Origin of the sequence: Jeotgalibacillus aurantiacus (assembly GCF_020595125.1) — a bacterium.
Taxonomy (GTDB): Bacteria; Bacillota; Bacilli; order Bacillales; family Jeotgalibacillaceae; genus Jeotgalibacillus; species Jeotgalibacillus aurantiacus.
The window spans coordinates 149476-163591 of the sequence record NZ_JACNMS010000001.1 but is presented as its reverse complement, the minus strand read 5'-3'; the positions used below and the strand labels follow the sequence as shown (position 1 = coordinate 163591).

General features: G+C 38.9%; 14 protein-coding genes and 1 pseudogene. 6 read left to right on the top strand and 9 right to left on the bottom strand.

Annotated features, from left to right (window positions below; all coding sequences use genetic code 11):
• The first annotated feature begins 20 nt into the window (after positions 1 to 20).
• Positions 21 to 317 carry a hypothetical protein gene (locus H7968_RS00765; RefSeq protein ID WP_227394350.1) on the top strand — a complete coding sequence of 99 codons (297 nt, stop codon included), beginning with the start codon at positions 21 to 23 and terminating at the stop codon, positions 315 to 317.
• On the opposite strand, the gene H7968_RS00760 is transcribed toward H7968_RS00765, so the two are convergent.
• From H7968_RS00760 to H7968_RS00730, 7 genes are all read right to left on the bottom strand, one after another.
• Positions 286 to 627, bottom strand: a complete 342-nt coding sequence (locus H7968_RS00760; RefSeq protein ID WP_227394349.1) for an EamA family transporter — start codon at positions 625 to 627, stop codon at positions 286 to 288. The two genes, H7968_RS00765 and H7968_RS00760, sit on opposite strands and share 32 nt — an antisense overlap.
• Positions 624 to 1856: a glycosyltransferase family 39 protein gene (locus H7968_RS00755; protein ID WP_227394348.1), complete on the bottom strand. Its 1233-nt coding sequence runs from the start codon at positions 1854 to 1856 to the stop codon at positions 624 to 626. The genes H7968_RS00760 and H7968_RS00755 overlap by 4 nt, the downstream gene beginning before the upstream one ends.
• 36 nt (positions 1857 to 1892) lie before the next feature.
• Positions 1893 to 2237 carry an EamA family transporter gene (locus tag H7968_RS00750; RefSeq protein ID WP_227394347.1) on the bottom strand — a complete coding sequence of 115 codons (345 nt, stop codon included), beginning with the start codon at positions 2235 to 2237 and terminating at the stop codon, positions 1893 to 1895.
• A complete protein-coding gene (locus H7968_RS00745; RefSeq protein WP_227394346.1) occupies positions 2234 to 2581 on the bottom strand; it encodes a DUF2304 domain-containing protein in 348 nt (115 codons plus the stop codon). The genes H7968_RS00750 and H7968_RS00745 overlap by 4 nt, the downstream gene beginning before the upstream one ends.
• Positions 2582 to 2591: 10 nt before the next feature.
• Positions 2592 to 3311 (bottom strand): glycosyltransferase family 2 protein, encoded by a 720-nt coding sequence (locus tag H7968_RS00740; RefSeq protein ID WP_227394345.1) that lies wholly within the window; start codon positions 3309 to 3311, stop codon positions 2592 to 2594.
• A gap of 208 nt (positions 3312 to 3519) precedes the next feature.
• Entirely contained in the window at positions 3520 to 4332 is an 813-nt protein-coding gene (locus H7968_RS00735; RefSeq protein WP_227394344.1) for a glycosyltransferase family 2 protein, read from the bottom strand.
• A gap of 133 nt (positions 4333 to 4465) precedes the next feature.
• Positions 4466 to 5386 carry an LCP family glycopolymer transferase gene (locus tag H7968_RS00730; protein ID WP_227394343.1) on the bottom strand — a complete coding sequence of 307 codons (921 nt, stop codon included), beginning with the start codon at positions 5384 to 5386 and terminating at the stop codon, positions 4466 to 4468.
• A 252-nt stretch (positions 5387 to 5638) separates the two neighbouring features.
• Between H7968_RS00730 and H7968_RS00725 the strand changes: the two genes are divergently transcribed.
• The 3 genes from H7968_RS00725 to H7968_RS00715 all read left to right on the top strand — a co-directional run bounded on the left by H7968_RS00725 (position 5639) and on the right by H7968_RS00715 (position 10268).
• Positions 5639 to 6742, top strand: a complete 1104-nt coding sequence (locus H7968_RS00725) for an S-layer homology domain-containing protein (RefSeq protein WP_227394342.1) — start codon at positions 5639 to 5641, stop codon at positions 6740 to 6742.
• Positions 6743 to 6934: 192 nt separating this feature from the next.
• Positions 6935 to 9085, top strand: a complete 2151-nt coding sequence (locus tag H7968_RS00720) for a 5'-nucleotidase C-terminal domain-containing protein (protein WP_227394341.1) — start codon at positions 6935 to 6937, stop codon at positions 9083 to 9085.
• A gap of 292 nt (positions 9086 to 9377) precedes the next feature.
• Complete coding sequence (locus H7968_RS00715) at positions 9378 to 10268, top strand: hypothetical protein (RefSeq protein ID WP_227394340.1); 891 nt, start codon at positions 9378 to 9380, stop codon at positions 10266 to 10268.
• Between the two features lie 28 nt (positions 10269 to 10296).
• Here H7968_RS00715 and H7968_RS00710 read toward each other — a convergent pair whose 3' ends face one another.
• Positions 10297 to 12030 (bottom strand): methyl-accepting chemotaxis protein, encoded by a 1734-nt coding sequence (locus H7968_RS00710; RefSeq protein WP_227394339.1) that lies wholly within the window; start codon positions 12028 to 12030, stop codon positions 10297 to 10299.
• A gap of 244 nt (positions 12031 to 12274) precedes the next feature.
• Here H7968_RS00710 and H7968_RS18140 point away from each other — a divergent pair.
• A pseudogene (locus tag H7968_RS18140) lies at positions 12275 to 12439 on the top strand (diguanylate cyclase); the annotation flags it as partial.
• A gap of 210 nt (positions 12440 to 12649) precedes the next feature.
• Positions 12650 to 12808, top strand: coding sequence for a putative holin-like toxin (locus H7968_RS18135; protein ID WP_406566336.1), 159 nt, complete (start codon positions 12650 to 12652; stop codon positions 12806 to 12808).
• A 211-nt stretch (positions 12809 to 13019) separates the two neighbouring features.
• On the opposite strand, the gene H7968_RS00695 is transcribed toward H7968_RS18135, so the two are convergent.
• On the bottom strand, positions 13020 to 14096 hold the full coding sequence (locus H7968_RS00695) for an acyltransferase (RefSeq protein WP_227394336.1): 1077 nt from the start codon (positions 14094 to 14096) through the stop codon (positions 13020 to 13022).
• Between the last annotated feature and the right edge of the window lie 20 nt (positions 14097 to 14116).

The following is a 14116-nucleotide window of genomic DNA, read 5'->3' as shown; positions in this document are numbered from 1 at the left end:
ACGGAGCGGGCGTTCCTTTTTTGAGTAAAGGGGACAGAGCTGGCAAAAAAGAACACCCGCTCCGTCCCCCACGCTATGGCTTACCAACCAAAGTATTACCGGATAGCGTTGAATTATCATACAATAATATTTTTCCTCGTGCCAGTGTTTTGGTTGGTTTGTTAGTTGTTTTTAATGTTTTTCATCTTTTTGATAAATTCCAGGAAATGTTCTTCTGGATTGGCAGGCGTATGGGGATGGTTATGAATGAGAAAAGCTTCCTGAAGTTCAGTCAGGAAGCTTTTTTTAGCTTGCGATTAAGTATACGCCAAAGATGATGACGAGAAAGCCTGTGATCTGTCTTTTGGTGATCGTTTCTTTAAAGAGCAGGTAGGCTGCCATGGCGCCGAGTACGTAGCTGATGCTTTGAAAAGGGTATGCGATGCTCAGCGGCATGACAGATAATATATAGAGCCATAAGCCTGTTGCGATGACGTACAGTAGTCCGCCGCCGATAAATAACGGGGAAAGGATGACTTTCACCATGGTACCGGCTGAAAGAGACTCGTGTTTTGAGACGGCGATTTTCCATAAAATCTGTCCCGTCACCAAAAGAATGGCATTCAATACCATAAGAAAATAGATCATGAATGACTCGCCTTTTTCTGAATCATTTTCTGGTAAAAGGCAATCAGCCATTTACCAGAAGTGACAATGCCGTAAGCCGTAATGATACACATAACGCCAATGACGTAAGAGCCGTATCTCGTTAAAGGCAGGAAAATGTTTGAGAATGCTACATAACCTAATAACAGGACAAACAGGCACATAATCGCTTTGTTTTTTCTGAAAATAAATCCAAATACAAAACCACCAATGACGATTACAAGGTGTTGCAATTGGATAAATAGTTGAATCAGTGAATTGAAGTAGCTGCGGTAGTTGTAGATCGGTTCAGCAAATTCAAACATAACAATGGTTTTTCCGATTGTAAACCATGAGAACCAAAGGGCAAAGTTTTCCTGCAGTCCCCAGATGATACGTTTTTGAGCATATTCTTCTTGTGAGATCCCAAGTTCAAGATAACGTGCAAAGATCCCTTCGAACTCTTCAAGGTAAAACGGATTTGTACCTGCAAGCATCGGGTTCCCCGAATGAGAAGAGAACAAATAGAATTCTCCGAATGCCAGGTAGTTTCTAATTACCCATGGAAGGAGCACCAGTAATGGTCCAACGCACCATAAAAATCCTATTGCAACAGCACGTTTGAATCCAACCTGGTAAATGACAATGAACCAGGCGAACAAAAGCATTGGTGCTGGTGTTGGACGGAACATAATGGTGATACAGGCTATAATTCCAAACACAACATGCCATTTCCAATTGTTTTGTTTAAGAGCCCAGACAAGTGCAAACAGGCTTATGAGGAAAAACGCAGTACCAGGCGCTTCTGTTAATAAAGATCTGAAGAAATGAAGTGGGGCAAGATACGTACCGTAAAGTAAGGCCGTCAGTGAAGCGATCCACTCATTTTTAAACAGAAGTTTGGCTGTAAAATACAAGGATAGCAATGCAATCATGTTTAAGAGCATATTGAAAATTTTAGTTAAAAACATATTATCCACGTTCAATGCGTCGGCAATTAAAATAATTCCCGATAGATAAAGTGGATGAGATGGGGTTACATATGCATTTGGATGATCTGCGTTATAGCCGTAAAAGCCTTCTTCTACGAGCTGGTGCGCCATTTCGTCATATTTTTCTGCGTCCCTGCTTCCATATTCACTGTAAAAGCCGGGGTTGTCGACCAGGAAAAACAGGTGAATGGACAGAGACAATAGCATAATCAGTGCTATGGGAATATACTGCTTTTTCATTAATCTCTTCATAAATATAAGCACACTTTCTAATAGTTATTTTGCAATTAAATAAACACCCAACACGATTGCAGCCATACCGGATACCTGCTCCAGAGAAATGCTTTCCTGAAAAACAAAATATGCTGCAATGGCGCCTAGAATATAGCTGAAACTCTGAAAAGGATAGGCGATACTTAAAGGCATTTTCGATAAAATGATTAACCATAGAACAGTAGCGACTACGTACAGGAATGTTCCACCTAAAAATAATGGTGAGATCACCAATTGCATAATCGCTTCCAATGACCATGCCGTGATCGGTGAAACAGCTAATTTCCATAGTACTTGTCCGCCAACGAGCATTAGAACATTTATTATCAGTAACAAAAAAGTAATCATTTTCCATATTCCCGATCTTCATATTTCTTTTTTAGGAGTGCATGCTCCTGGGTGATCGCGACCAGTTGTTTGTTCATCTTTGAAATTCGTCTTGTGAGGTCGAAAATCATAATAATGGCAAACAGCAGACCAAACAGAAATAGTAGAGAAGGAGCGTAAAATACGTTAAGCCAATTGGCCAGAGTATTAATAAAAATACTGTTAGAACTCAAAATACCAAGCGTGACACAAGTGATAATCCAAATTAAAGAATACTTTGTTTCCAAAATTCCTCTTCTGACAGATTCAATAACGGCAAGAAAGATAATCAGAACGAGGAAAAAAGATAATAATATAACATTCATGCTGATTCATTCACTCCTTTACAATCTTTTGCATGACGATTGATAGTGTAACTTTAAACATGTAATAGATTGATTTGAAAGGAGTAATAGAAGAACGTCCACCTTGACGCGATTTCATATTCACAGTGATTTCTTTAATTTTAAATTTCTTTCGCGTTAAAGAGATCAGGACTTCCGGTTCAGGATAATCTCTTGGATAGTCGTTTGCGAAAATTTCAATTACTCTACGATTAATTGCACGGTAGCCTGAAGTCGGATCGGTAAATCTTTTACCGGTTAAGGCTAGTAACAGATAAGTGAAATAATAGATACCGATTCGTCTGGATAGAGCGCCTTTATAATCGGTTTTTTCTAAGAATCTTGAACCTACAACCATGTCCGTATCATCTTCTGTAATTGAAGTAATGATTTTTTGAAGTGCATCAGCATTATGCTGTCCATCTGCGTCAAACTGTATAGCAATGTCGTAGCCATAATCGTTTGCAAATTTATATCCTGTTTGAACAGCACCTCCAATTCCGAGGTTGTATGGCAGGTCCACTAAAATAACATTCTTAAATTCTCGCACAACATCAGCCGTATTATCTGCTGAACCATCGTTGATAACACATATATCAAGCGCAGGGATCTCCTGCTTAATTGTCAGCAAATTATGCAGAGTATTTCTGATTGAAGCTCCTTCGTTATACGCAGGAACGACAATTAACACTCTTGCATCTGAGTTTTGCATGTATACCAGCCCTTTCAAATAAACATAATACCTAAATCCTACCACTATTGACAGCAATAATAAATAAATCCATAGAAAGAGAGATTCTATTAACTGACACACTTTAACATAATCGCTATCTTAAGTTAATAGGGCTTTCGTGTCAATGACTATTAAAAAAGGGATCAAATGTTATTAAATCAACATTTGATCCCTTTTTTGAACTACATTATTTTATTAATTTGTCCACATAAGGCATTTGTCCATCCCAAACCTGAAGAGTCTCTGCTTGCCGGGCAATAATTTCCGGTTCTTTTAATAGAAGCTTAAAGTTTTTCACGGGAAGAGTTCCGAGATTATGTTTAGCACTCAGCTTGTCGAGGAAGTGCCGCATACCCTCAAGGTTTGCTGATTGATTGTCGTGACCCGGGGTAAAATCATAGATTACGCCTGCAACAGGGACACGCTGAATACGAAATACTTCTGATACACGCAGGAAAAAATCCCAGTCCCAATAATTTTTCATTTCAGCGTCGAATTCACCAATACTGTCATGGATTGCTTTCCTGTATAAGGTGCCGGATGGAACAAAAGTAGAGAATTTCCGCATCTCCTGCAAATTCAATTCATAAGCAAAAAGAAATCGGTTCACCGGAACTCTTAAGCCTGATTCGTTGTGATATTCTACAATCTCTACATCTGAATAAACCAGGTCATAGTCTTTAATAGCAGCAGCCATTCTTTCAATATGACTTGAAACTATCCAGTCATCATCATCAATTAGCATGATTAATTCTCCGGTTGCTTCCTTTACGCCTCTTTTTCTTGCCTCTACATGAAGTTGATTTACAGGCTGGTTAAATATTTTAATAGAAAGTTGAGGGAAACACTCAGTGATCAACTCAACTGGAGCACCAGCATCATTGACAATAATCACCTCATCCGGCAGGAGTGTTTGAACAGACAAAGAAATAAGCAATTCCTTCAATTGGGCTAATCGGTTATAAGTTGGAATTACAACAGATATCGTTTGAGTTTTCATCTAGTGCCTCACTTTAAAATGGGATTCATTTTTGTAATGGATTAATTTTATTAGAATTTTAATGGTTTGTCATTAGGGGGACGGAGCGGGTGTGCCTTTTCCAGAAAAAGAACACCCGCTCCGTCCCCCAGGCTCATAATTCCAAATGTGTCTTAAACCGCTCGCTCCACTCAACAATCGAAGCCTCGGGAACAACATAATAATAGATGTCATTAATGTATTCACCAGAGCCGCTATCAAGTGAGCTGTTCTCAATGGTATTCAACGCAGGACGGTAGTCTCTTTGAAAGTCTATTAAATTGGTGAATTCGAAGTTGGTCTGAAGGTTACTTCCCAGTGCTGAGATGATGTCATCAAAGTTCCAGAGTGATTCAACTGCAGCGGCTTCTTTGATGATTCCCTGAACAATTTTCCGCTGTCTTTCCTGTCGTCCAAAATCTCCTCGTGGATCTTCATAACGCATCCGCGCATACCCCATTGCTTCTTCGCCTGTTTCCAGTCTGATCTCACCGGCAGGGTAGGTGATCCCGGAATATTCAAATACTAAATCATTTTGAATGGTAACGCCTCCTACAGCGTCTACTACTTCTTCAAATCCTTCCATATTCACTTTAGCGAAATAGTCGATTGGAATATCGAACATATCCTCAACCGTTTCAATGGATAGTTCTATATCACCAAATGCGTAAGCATGATTAATCTTGTCCATCCCTCTTCCAGGAATGTTGACGTAAGTATCACGCGGTATACTGAGCATTTGGATAGATTCAAGGTTAGGATTGACCGTTATTACAATCATCGTATCAGAACGGCCCCTGTCGCCGGAACGCTCGTCTACACCCAGAACCAGAACGGAAAATGGCTGTTTTTCTTCAATACTAATCTGTACCTGTCTCTTTGGAGAGAACTCCCGGTCAATCTCAACATACATATTATTGGCTGCTGCATCAATAGACTGATACATCATAAACATATAAGCACCAACAACTGATAACATAATCACTCCCATAATCACTAAGATCTTTAATAACCGTCTGTTTTTTTGTTTTTTCACTCAAATCACCTGCTTTCTTTTCGTTCTTTATAAAGAACATTATATATTATAATGACTCTAAATGCGAACTTTTTTTGGGGACGGAGCGGGTGTTCTTTTCTCGAAAAAAGAACACCCGCTCCGTCCCCACTAATGAGTCTTTTGTTCCCCATCTTTAATAGGCTGATGTATTCTTGAGAACAACTCAAAAATAAGAGATATTACAAAAGTGTTAATAATGTTACAGAAATATTGAGAGGTTGAGTTAGAAAAATGAAGAAGAGATTGTCAATTTTAAGTGCTTTTGTAGTTGCTGCAGGGTTTACGGGTCAGGTTAATGCGTCTTTTAAAGATGTGACAAGTTATAAAGAAGAGATCAGTTATTTGTCTGACTTGAAGATTATTAATGGTTATGACAATGGAATGTTCAAGCCGCGGGCGAATGTGACGCGGCTTCAGGCGGTTCAGATGATTTTACGGGAGATGGGTGTGAATGATTTGTCAGCGCCTGACCCTGGTTTTGATGATGTTAAAAAAGGTGACTATGGGTATGATGAGGTTGCTAAGGCTGTTCAGTTGGGCTTTATTTCAGGTAAAACAGATTCGAAAGGGAATAGAATTTTTGACCGACATGGATCTTTAACGCGTGCTCAAATGGCGAAAGTTTTAACAGAAGCGTATGAACTTGAGAAAGAATGGCGTTATGTATTTCGTGATGTAAGTAAAGACCATTGGGCGAAGGATTATGTGGATACTTTAGCATCGTATGCCATTACAACAGGGTATGATGATCAATCTTTTAAACCAAATGCATCTATTCAAAGGCAGCATTTTGCAGTGTTTATGGCACGTTTATTAAACGAAGAATTTATTTCAACTACGGATCAGAAAAATATCAGTTATTCACCTGATCCGGAAAACCAGTATATTATGAGAGGAGTTTATGATTCTCCGGATTATTCGGACAGCATAGAGGATACGTTAAGCTTTGATAAGAGTGTTAATTCTTATTGGGATCAGTGGTTAAATTCAATGGACGGTAGTTTCGAATATCCGTTTCATACTGGAGAAGATGCTGATGGATTATATGATGGCTGGTTAGAAGATGATTTTTATAACGTAAATCTTGTTTATCCAGTAGAAGAAGGCCGCAGATGGGCTGAGTATAGTGATGAGACTACAGATGAAATGGTGATCACTGCGACTGATGAAACTATTACAACAGAAGCAGGAACATTTGAACATGTCGTAGTAGTGGAAGATACAGTAATGAATATCTTCTATTATTATGCACCTAATGTTGGTCTTATTCTTGCAGAAGAAGAAGGTGAGGATTATGTATCTTCATATGAATTAATAGAAATTGTTACACCATAATAACTGAACGCTGAATATGAATAAAATCTCGAATTAAAAGTTGTTAGGGGTCTTAAATAGTGGTAGGATATGTTTAGTTGACAGCGTTTTCAGATGATTCTGTACTATTTTTTACATAGGATTTACCTGTGATTAATAGTTCAAGTGTATGATGAAGAAGTTGTCACATACAAAACATAAGGATGGTGTCGAATGAATAAGAAGTTGGTAACAGCAACAGTTGCTGGGGCAATGGCGTTTGGCGTATTTGGTCTTCAAGAACAAATATCTCATGCTGACAATCACGAATTTGATTTAACTGTGCTACATACGAATGATACGCATGCGAGTCTTGATAATGTTGCAAAACGTGTGTCTCTTGTAAAGCAGTTAAAAGCTGAAAACCCGAACAACCTACTTTTGGACGCTGGAGATGTATTTTCCGGAACACTTTATTTTAATGAATTTCAAGGTTTAGCAGATTTAGAGTTTATGAATTTAATGGGCTACGATGCAATGGTATTTGGTAACCACGAATTTGATTTAGGTGGACCGGAAGGAAATGCAGAGCTTGCTGAATTTGTAAAAGGTGCAGAATTTCCTTTTGTAGCATCAAATGTAGACTTCTCAATGGATACAAATTTTGAAGGCCTTCAGAACGATATTTACACTGGGGAGTTTAGCAACGGTGAGATTTACAACGGAATCATTAAAGAAGTAAATGGGGAGCAGGTAGGTATTTTTGGGCTAACGACTGAAGAAACTTCAGGAATTGCCAGCCCGGGTCCTGTGACATTCTCAAATTATATTACAGCTGCTGAAGAGGCAGTTGCGGCATTTGAAGAAGCGGGTGTCAATAAAATTATTGCACTGACTCACATTGGATTTGATGATTCTGCCAATTTTGATAATGATAAGCTGCTGGCGGAAAACGTTCCGGGTATTGATATCATTGTGGGTGGACATACACATTCACAGTTGGATGAGCCATACGTATATGATGGGAACGAAGAGTTGACGCTAGTTGTTCAAACTGGTGCAAACAATAGTAACCTGGGTCAGCTGGATGTTACTTTTGATGCGGAAGGTGCGATTACAAATTACGCAGGTACTTTGTATGACGTTGCTGAAGCTGAAGAAGATGCTGAAGCAGCAGAATTGCTGGCTCCATATAAAGAGGCTATTGCTGATCTTCAGGAAGAATCAACAGGTGCAGTTTCCGAAGTATTTCTTGACGGAACACGTGGACTTGGCGGTGTTCGTACTGCAGAAACGAATCTTGGAAATCTGATAACTGATGGTATGCTTGCGAAAGCAAAATCAATCGATGAGGATACAGTGATTGCTCTTCAAAACGGTGGGGGTATCCGTGCTTCTATTGACGCTGGTGATATTACGATCGGTGAAGCGTTAACTGTATTACCTTTTGGAAATGATCTTGCGATTATGAATTTGTCAGGTGCGGAAATTTTGGAAGCACTTGAGCACAGTGTAAGTCAGTATCCTAATGAAAATGGGGCATTCCTTCACGTTGCAGGAATGGAGTTCTCTTTTGATCCTTCAATGGAAGCAGGTTCACGTGTTCAGGATGTGATGATCTGGATGGGTGACGAGGCTGTAGCTTTAGAAGAAGATATGATGTATAAAGTGGCAACAAACGTATTTACAGCTAAGGGTGGAGACAACTACACTGTATTTGCTGAAGCATATGCTGATGGGCGCGTTTCAGAGCCAGGATACCGTGATTATGAAACATTTATTGAGCATGTCACTTCCCTTGATGAAGTAGCTCCTATGACTGAGGGGCGTATTACAGCATTGACTCCATTTGGAGATGTTCAAGCCGATAGCTGGTTCCAGCCATATGTTGCAGATCTTTACTATGATGGAGTCATCAAAGGAAAAACTGAAACAACATTTCTTCCTTATGGAACATTAACTCGTTCACAGGCCGCTTCACTTCTTGTTAGAAGTCTTGGACTTGAAGCAACTGAAGATGCACCGTTCAGTGACCTTGGAAATGTAGCAGATGAAACAAAAGCAGAAATCGCAGCAGCTTATGAGGCTGGAATCGTAATGGGTAAGGATGGCAAGTTTATGCCTTATCAGCCAGTCAGCCGTTCACAGTTAGCTCTAATGATTTACCGTGCATACAATCTGGATGAAGAAACACCGTATACGCCAAACGCTGTTGATTACTTCAATGATGTTGAGCGTTATGATGCAGAAACACAAAATGCAGTATCAACGATGTTCGAGCTTGGAATTGCTAACGGATATGGAGATGAGTACCGTCCAGCTAACAGTTCAACACGTTCACAAGCTGCAAAAATGATTTCGATCTTCCTTGATTTCTACGAGTAAGACAAAACAAAAACACGTTCTCCTTCGAGGGAGCGTGTTTTTGTTTTGTCTTGCGGGTTGCGGGGTATAGGTAATTATACTTACTTAATGTGTTTATTATATAATTTTTCACTGATTTCATCATATATACTCCAATTTATTTTCATTCTTTAGTCAAACGTTTAGTGAAAATAAAATATATTTTATAAATATATACAATGATGGAAGTTTCATTTGCTTTTGAGGAAAATATATACTACTATTAAATAAGACTATTTAACTATAAGAGGGGTATATTATTGGAGGGGATTTTGTGGAAGATCATAAGTGGGAGTTACTGATGAAATATCAGGATTTCGATTACATCGTAGAAGGAACATTTAAAACAGTGAATCAGCATCTTTCACTTGCAATCAATCATTTGAAAAATCAGGAAGAAAATCAGGGCAAACTTAAAATTATGTTTGAGGTTTCACAAACTGCACCGTCTAACCTGCAAAAGGTTATTCCGGATCATGAGACATCTGAGGTCGGAAACGAGAAGCTTACTGCTTTTATTAACGAGCTTGGTACAAGAATTGAATGGCTGTATGCACTGGGTGTATCATATTTTCTCTCTGAAAAGCTGGGGGAGAAGCTGATCAGTGCCAAATCAATTAAGACGATGTATAATCAGGCAGGTATTCAGCTTCCCAAAAATATTCATCTGTGTATTAATCAGTGTGTCAGAAAGAAATTTCTTGAGCCGATCGGAAAATCTGAAAAACAGAAGACGTACTTTATCACTGAATCCGGTAAAGCGTTTATTGAGAAACAGATTGTCAGTGATAATGAAAATAAAAAAGTTGAATTATATGAATCAGCTGAACAAAAAAAATTAGTGGAATCTTTTATGCGGCAATTAACTGAAAAAGATAGGAAGATGTTAAATGCGACCGTTGAAATGGAACAGCGAATCATCTTGTTTATGTACCTGCTTAAGAAGCACGGGATGAAGGGACCAGTCCGTCCTAATATTATGTATATCTTAATGGTTAAGTTATACGGCTATGACGGGTTGATTAGATCGGTTCATCTTGGATTAAGCCGTACGAGACCATTGACGAAGAAACTGAAATTGTTTAATAAAGTTCATTATACGTTGACCGACGAAGGTACTCAGTGGATTGAAACATTACATGGAAACATAACAAAAACCACCTGACAGGTGGTTTTTGTTATGTTTTGAGGTTTTAAACTTTAAATTCTCCCACCACTTCACTCAATTCCTCAGCCATCTTCGCCAGGGCATGAGAGCTGGCAGCCACCTGTTCCATGGAGGCACTTTGTTCCTCTGAAGCAGCCGCAATGGATTGGCTTTCAGCAGATGAGTGTTCGATCATTTCTGCTGTGGACTGAACGGAATTAACCATTTGTGAAGCGCTGAAATCAAGATCACTGACTGCATCTAAAACTTTTTGTGCTGCTGATACAATAGAAGACGTCGACGCTTCAATCTCAGTGAATTCCTGACCTGTTTGGTGCATGGCTTCCATACCTTCGGATACGGAATGTTCTCCTTCTGACATAAAAGAAACAGATTGATCGATTCCCTTACGGATATGAGTAATTAAATCCTGTATTTGTGAGGCAGAACGGCTTGATTGCTCAGCCAGTTTTCTAATTTCATCTGCTACAACAGCAAACCCTTTACCATGTTCACCTGCACGGGCTGCTTCAATTGCAGCATTCAATGCCAGTAGGTTTGTCTGTTCCGCAACCTCAGTGATAAGGCCGACAATTTGTCCAATTTGCTGAGACTGGCTCCCCAGCTCATGTACAGCTTTAGCTGCCTCACGCGTTTTTTCCTGGATTGTGCTCATTTTATCAGATGTGTCCTGAATACTCTTTTTTCCTTCCTGAACTCTTATGGAGGAATCGTTGGTAGCGTCATTAACCGAAATCAAGTATTGACGTATATCAGAAATGCGCCCGGAAATTCCCTGAACGGTCTGTTTCGATGTCATCGCTTTAGATGATTGATCATTCGCGTTTTCGGAAATTAATTGAATAGATCCGGCAATCTGTTCTGTCGCTCTGTTGGTTTCTTCCGCACTGGCTGTCAGTTCTTCAGATGAAGCAGCTAGTGTATGAGAAACGTTATAAATTCTCCCCACCATTCCGGAAAGGTTGTTTTTCATCTGATTTAAACTGTCGGCGAGCTGGCCAATCTCATCTTTGTTTTTTACTTTAATATCTGCAAGAGCTAAATTATTCTGACTCATTTCATTCAAGTGATTTCGCACTTTAATGATTGGCTTTGAAAGGCTTCTTGAGAATAAAATGACAAGAACACTGCCAATTGTTAACGCGATGGCTGCAGTGATCGCGATGAGTGTGAGAATGTCGTTTGCCCCTTCGTTAAAATCCGAGTAATAAGATCCTGTTGAGATAATCCATCCCCAATTCGGATCGTAAGCACTGTACATGATTTTATCTTCAATTTTTTCCGGATCATTTGGCAGTGCCCACGCGTATTCTGTAAAACCGCCACCATTATAAGCTTTTTCAAAAACATCCTTTACAAATGAGAAGCCATTTACATCTTCAATATCCATAAGATTTTGTCCTTCGATAACTGGATGTGCAATTAAAGTGCCCGATTCATCATAAACAGCGAAATATCCGTTGTCTCCTAAATCAACCGGTGTTTCAATCGGACGAGTTCCATCAGGCTGAAGTTCTCCGATTAATTGTGCCTTAACGGCTTCCTGTGCTTCTTCTAATGAAAGTTCCCCGGCTTCCACTTGTTGATTGACTGTTTCAATCATTTGAAGAGCAAGATGCACAGAGTTTTCAATCATCACCTGTCCATTCTCTGTTAAGCTGTTTTTAGCAGAAAAATAACTGACACTTCCTAAAACTAAAATTGGCACAAGTAAGATGGATAAGCATACTCCCAATAGCTTTCCCTTTACAGTTTTCATCTGTTTTACCCCTCTGTCTATATTATTTGTCTAAATTTATATCGACTTATGAAATACTTTTTTGAGTATTCTGACTTAATTAAATTGAATTTATTGAGAGTATTATCTTTTGGAAGAATGATTATATTAGAAAACTGCTTCTGTAAGAACCAATGACACGTTTGGACACGTAGCAGGAGACCGTGTATTAGGAGAAGTTGCTGCTCTTATTGTTCAACATACAGATTAGAGTGGGGTTGTCTCTAGAAACGGTGGAGAAGAATTTACAGTGTTGTTTCCACAATACCGATTACAGGAGACGATTGAGAGGGCAGAGGAAATGCGGCGATTAATTGATGACCATTCTTTTACAATCTCCGATGAGCAAACCATTTATATTACCGTTTCGATAGGCGTATCAGATATATGAAATGAGGGAGGTAATCGTGAAAATTTATATGAAAGAGCTGACAAAGCACTTTATCTGGTTAAGAAATCAGGACGCAATCGTGTTTGTGCTATGACTGAATGCGGTGAAATAAATAAGGAAAAAGACACAGAGATCATTACTCTTCTGAATCAATAGAAGGGAAATGGTACTTTTTTCAACAAATTATAGAACGTATGTTCGTTTTGTGATATGATGAGTGTACAGCAGGCATTTGCAGCTTCCCGGGCGAGGGGAGGTGATGCGATGACCGTATTTGAAGCACTCAGTCTTGTGGGACAGGCTAGTATTGTTGTAATTAGTATTTTGAGTCTAGTTCTATCTTTGGTAATCAGCCAAAAAAAGAAATAACCGTCCCCCCTGGCAGGATTACGGTTATTTCTTCATCATGTAACCGAGTCAGCCATGCAAATGCAAGCTGCTGCGGAGATGGGGTGTACTCACACCCCATTTTCATCTTTGATTATATTATACTTTTTTTATGCAAAAAAATCCACTTTTAATTTGAACGTTCTACAGGTGTTCAAGATCTGTAATATGATGTTCGTGCTATTCACTTTGCTCACTTAGGTGAAGGTAGATTCCCGAACAGGAACCACGCTTTTGGGAAGAGTAAGTGCAGTGAACGGATAAACAAATAACAACTGATCAGTACAAGGAAGTACTTAATCATCAGAAATAAATTAAACTGGAAAAATGTTTCCGGAACGAGAACTTTTGACCAAAGTGCAAGGATAAATGGATGTACAAGGTAAAATCCAAAAGAATATATACGTAATCTTTCGATGCCATTCAGAATGAACGGTGCGGCTTTTCTTTCAACTACCATTCCAATTTTAAACAACAAATAGCATGACGTAGCATTAAATAAGACACGTATAATGACTAGTGCTTCGATTGGAAGAAATGGGTCTCCAATTCTGTAAAGGAAATGACGGCCGTAAATATCAATTAGACCAAAAGAGATGGTCATGATAGCGAATAGCAGGAGGGATCTTCCAGACCACATATTTTTTAATTTTTGATAATGAACGCCAACCCAACCTCCAAAAAGGAAGCTACCCAGATAGGACATGAAAAACGGAAATGTAACCCATCCCGTTTGAAAGTTGATAAAAACATGGGTTACTTCTAATACAAATCCCACAATAAACATGTATTTATTAAGAAAACGAAATCTTTTAATTAAATAGATGAATAGAGGGGTTAAAAAAAACAGCTGAACAAGGATCATGATAAAATAAAGCTGATAGAAGGATCCACCAACCAACAGGTTATTAAAAATAGCATCGAATCCCTCGAACTGACGATACCCCATGTAATACGAAAATCCTTCATAAAATAAAGACCAGAAAATATATGGCCCTAAGATGAACATAAATCTTCTACGGTAAAAAACCAGCCATGTTTTTAGGGTATTTGGCCGGTCTTCATAATTATAAAACAGAACCAATCCACTCAAAAAGACAAAAACTGCTCCTTCAAATCGGGTAAATTGATTAAGAATCATGTAGACATCATAAAGATAATGATCGTAAGGGACATTGCTCATTGCAGGTCCGGTAACATGAATCAGGACAACAAGGTTCATTGCTACAACCCGCATAAATTTTAATGAATCAATTCTTTCTTTTCTCATAAGGACTCCTTTGAAAGTTA

What these genes read in the sequence shown, in the direction of transcription:
- H7968_RS00725 (WP_227394342.1), top strand. Translation starts at nt 5,639, where the DNA reads ATGAAGAAGAGATTGTCAATTTTAAGTGCTTTTGTAGTTGCTGCAGGG.
- H7968_RS00740 (WP_227394345.1), bottom strand. Translation starts at nt 3,311, where the DNA reads ATGCAAAACTCAGATGCAAGAGTGTTAATTGTCGTTCCTGCGTATAAC.
- H7968_RS00755 (WP_227394348.1), bottom strand. Translation starts at nt 1,856, where the DNA reads ATGAAAAAGCAGTATATTCCCATAGCACTGATTATGCTATTGTCTCTG.
- H7968_RS00735 (WP_227394344.1), bottom strand. Translation starts at nt 4,332, where the DNA reads ATGAAAACTCAAACGATATCTGTTGTAATTCCAACTTATAACCGATTA.
- H7968_RS00745 (WP_227394346.1), bottom strand. Translation starts at nt 2,581, where the DNA reads ATGAATGTTATATTATTATCTTTTTTCCTCGTTCTGATTATCTTTCTT.
- H7968_RS00710 (WP_227394339.1), bottom strand. Translation starts at nt 12,030, where the DNA reads ATGAAAACTGTAAAGGGAAAGCTATTGGGAGTATGCTTATCCATCTTA.
- H7968_RS00750 (WP_227394347.1), bottom strand. Translation starts at nt 2,237, where the DNA reads ATGATTACTTTTTTGTTACTGATAATAAATGTTCTAATGCTCGTTGGC.
- H7968_RS00760 (WP_227394349.1), bottom strand. Translation starts at nt 627, where the DNA reads ATGATCTATTTTCTTATGGTATTGAATGCCATTCTTTTGGTGACGGGA.
- H7968_RS00720 (WP_227394341.1), top strand. Translation starts at nt 6,935, where the DNA reads ATGAATAAGAAGTTGGTAACAGCAACAGTTGCTGGGGCAATGGCGTTT.
- H7968_RS00695 (WP_227394336.1), bottom strand. Translation starts at nt 14,096, where the DNA reads ATGAGAAAAGAAAGAATTGATTCATTAAAATTTATGCGGGTTGTAGCA.
- H7968_RS18135 (WP_406566336.1), top strand. Translation starts at nt 12,650, where the DNA reads ATGATGAGTGTACAGCAGGCATTTGCAGCTTCCCGGGCGAGGGGAGGT.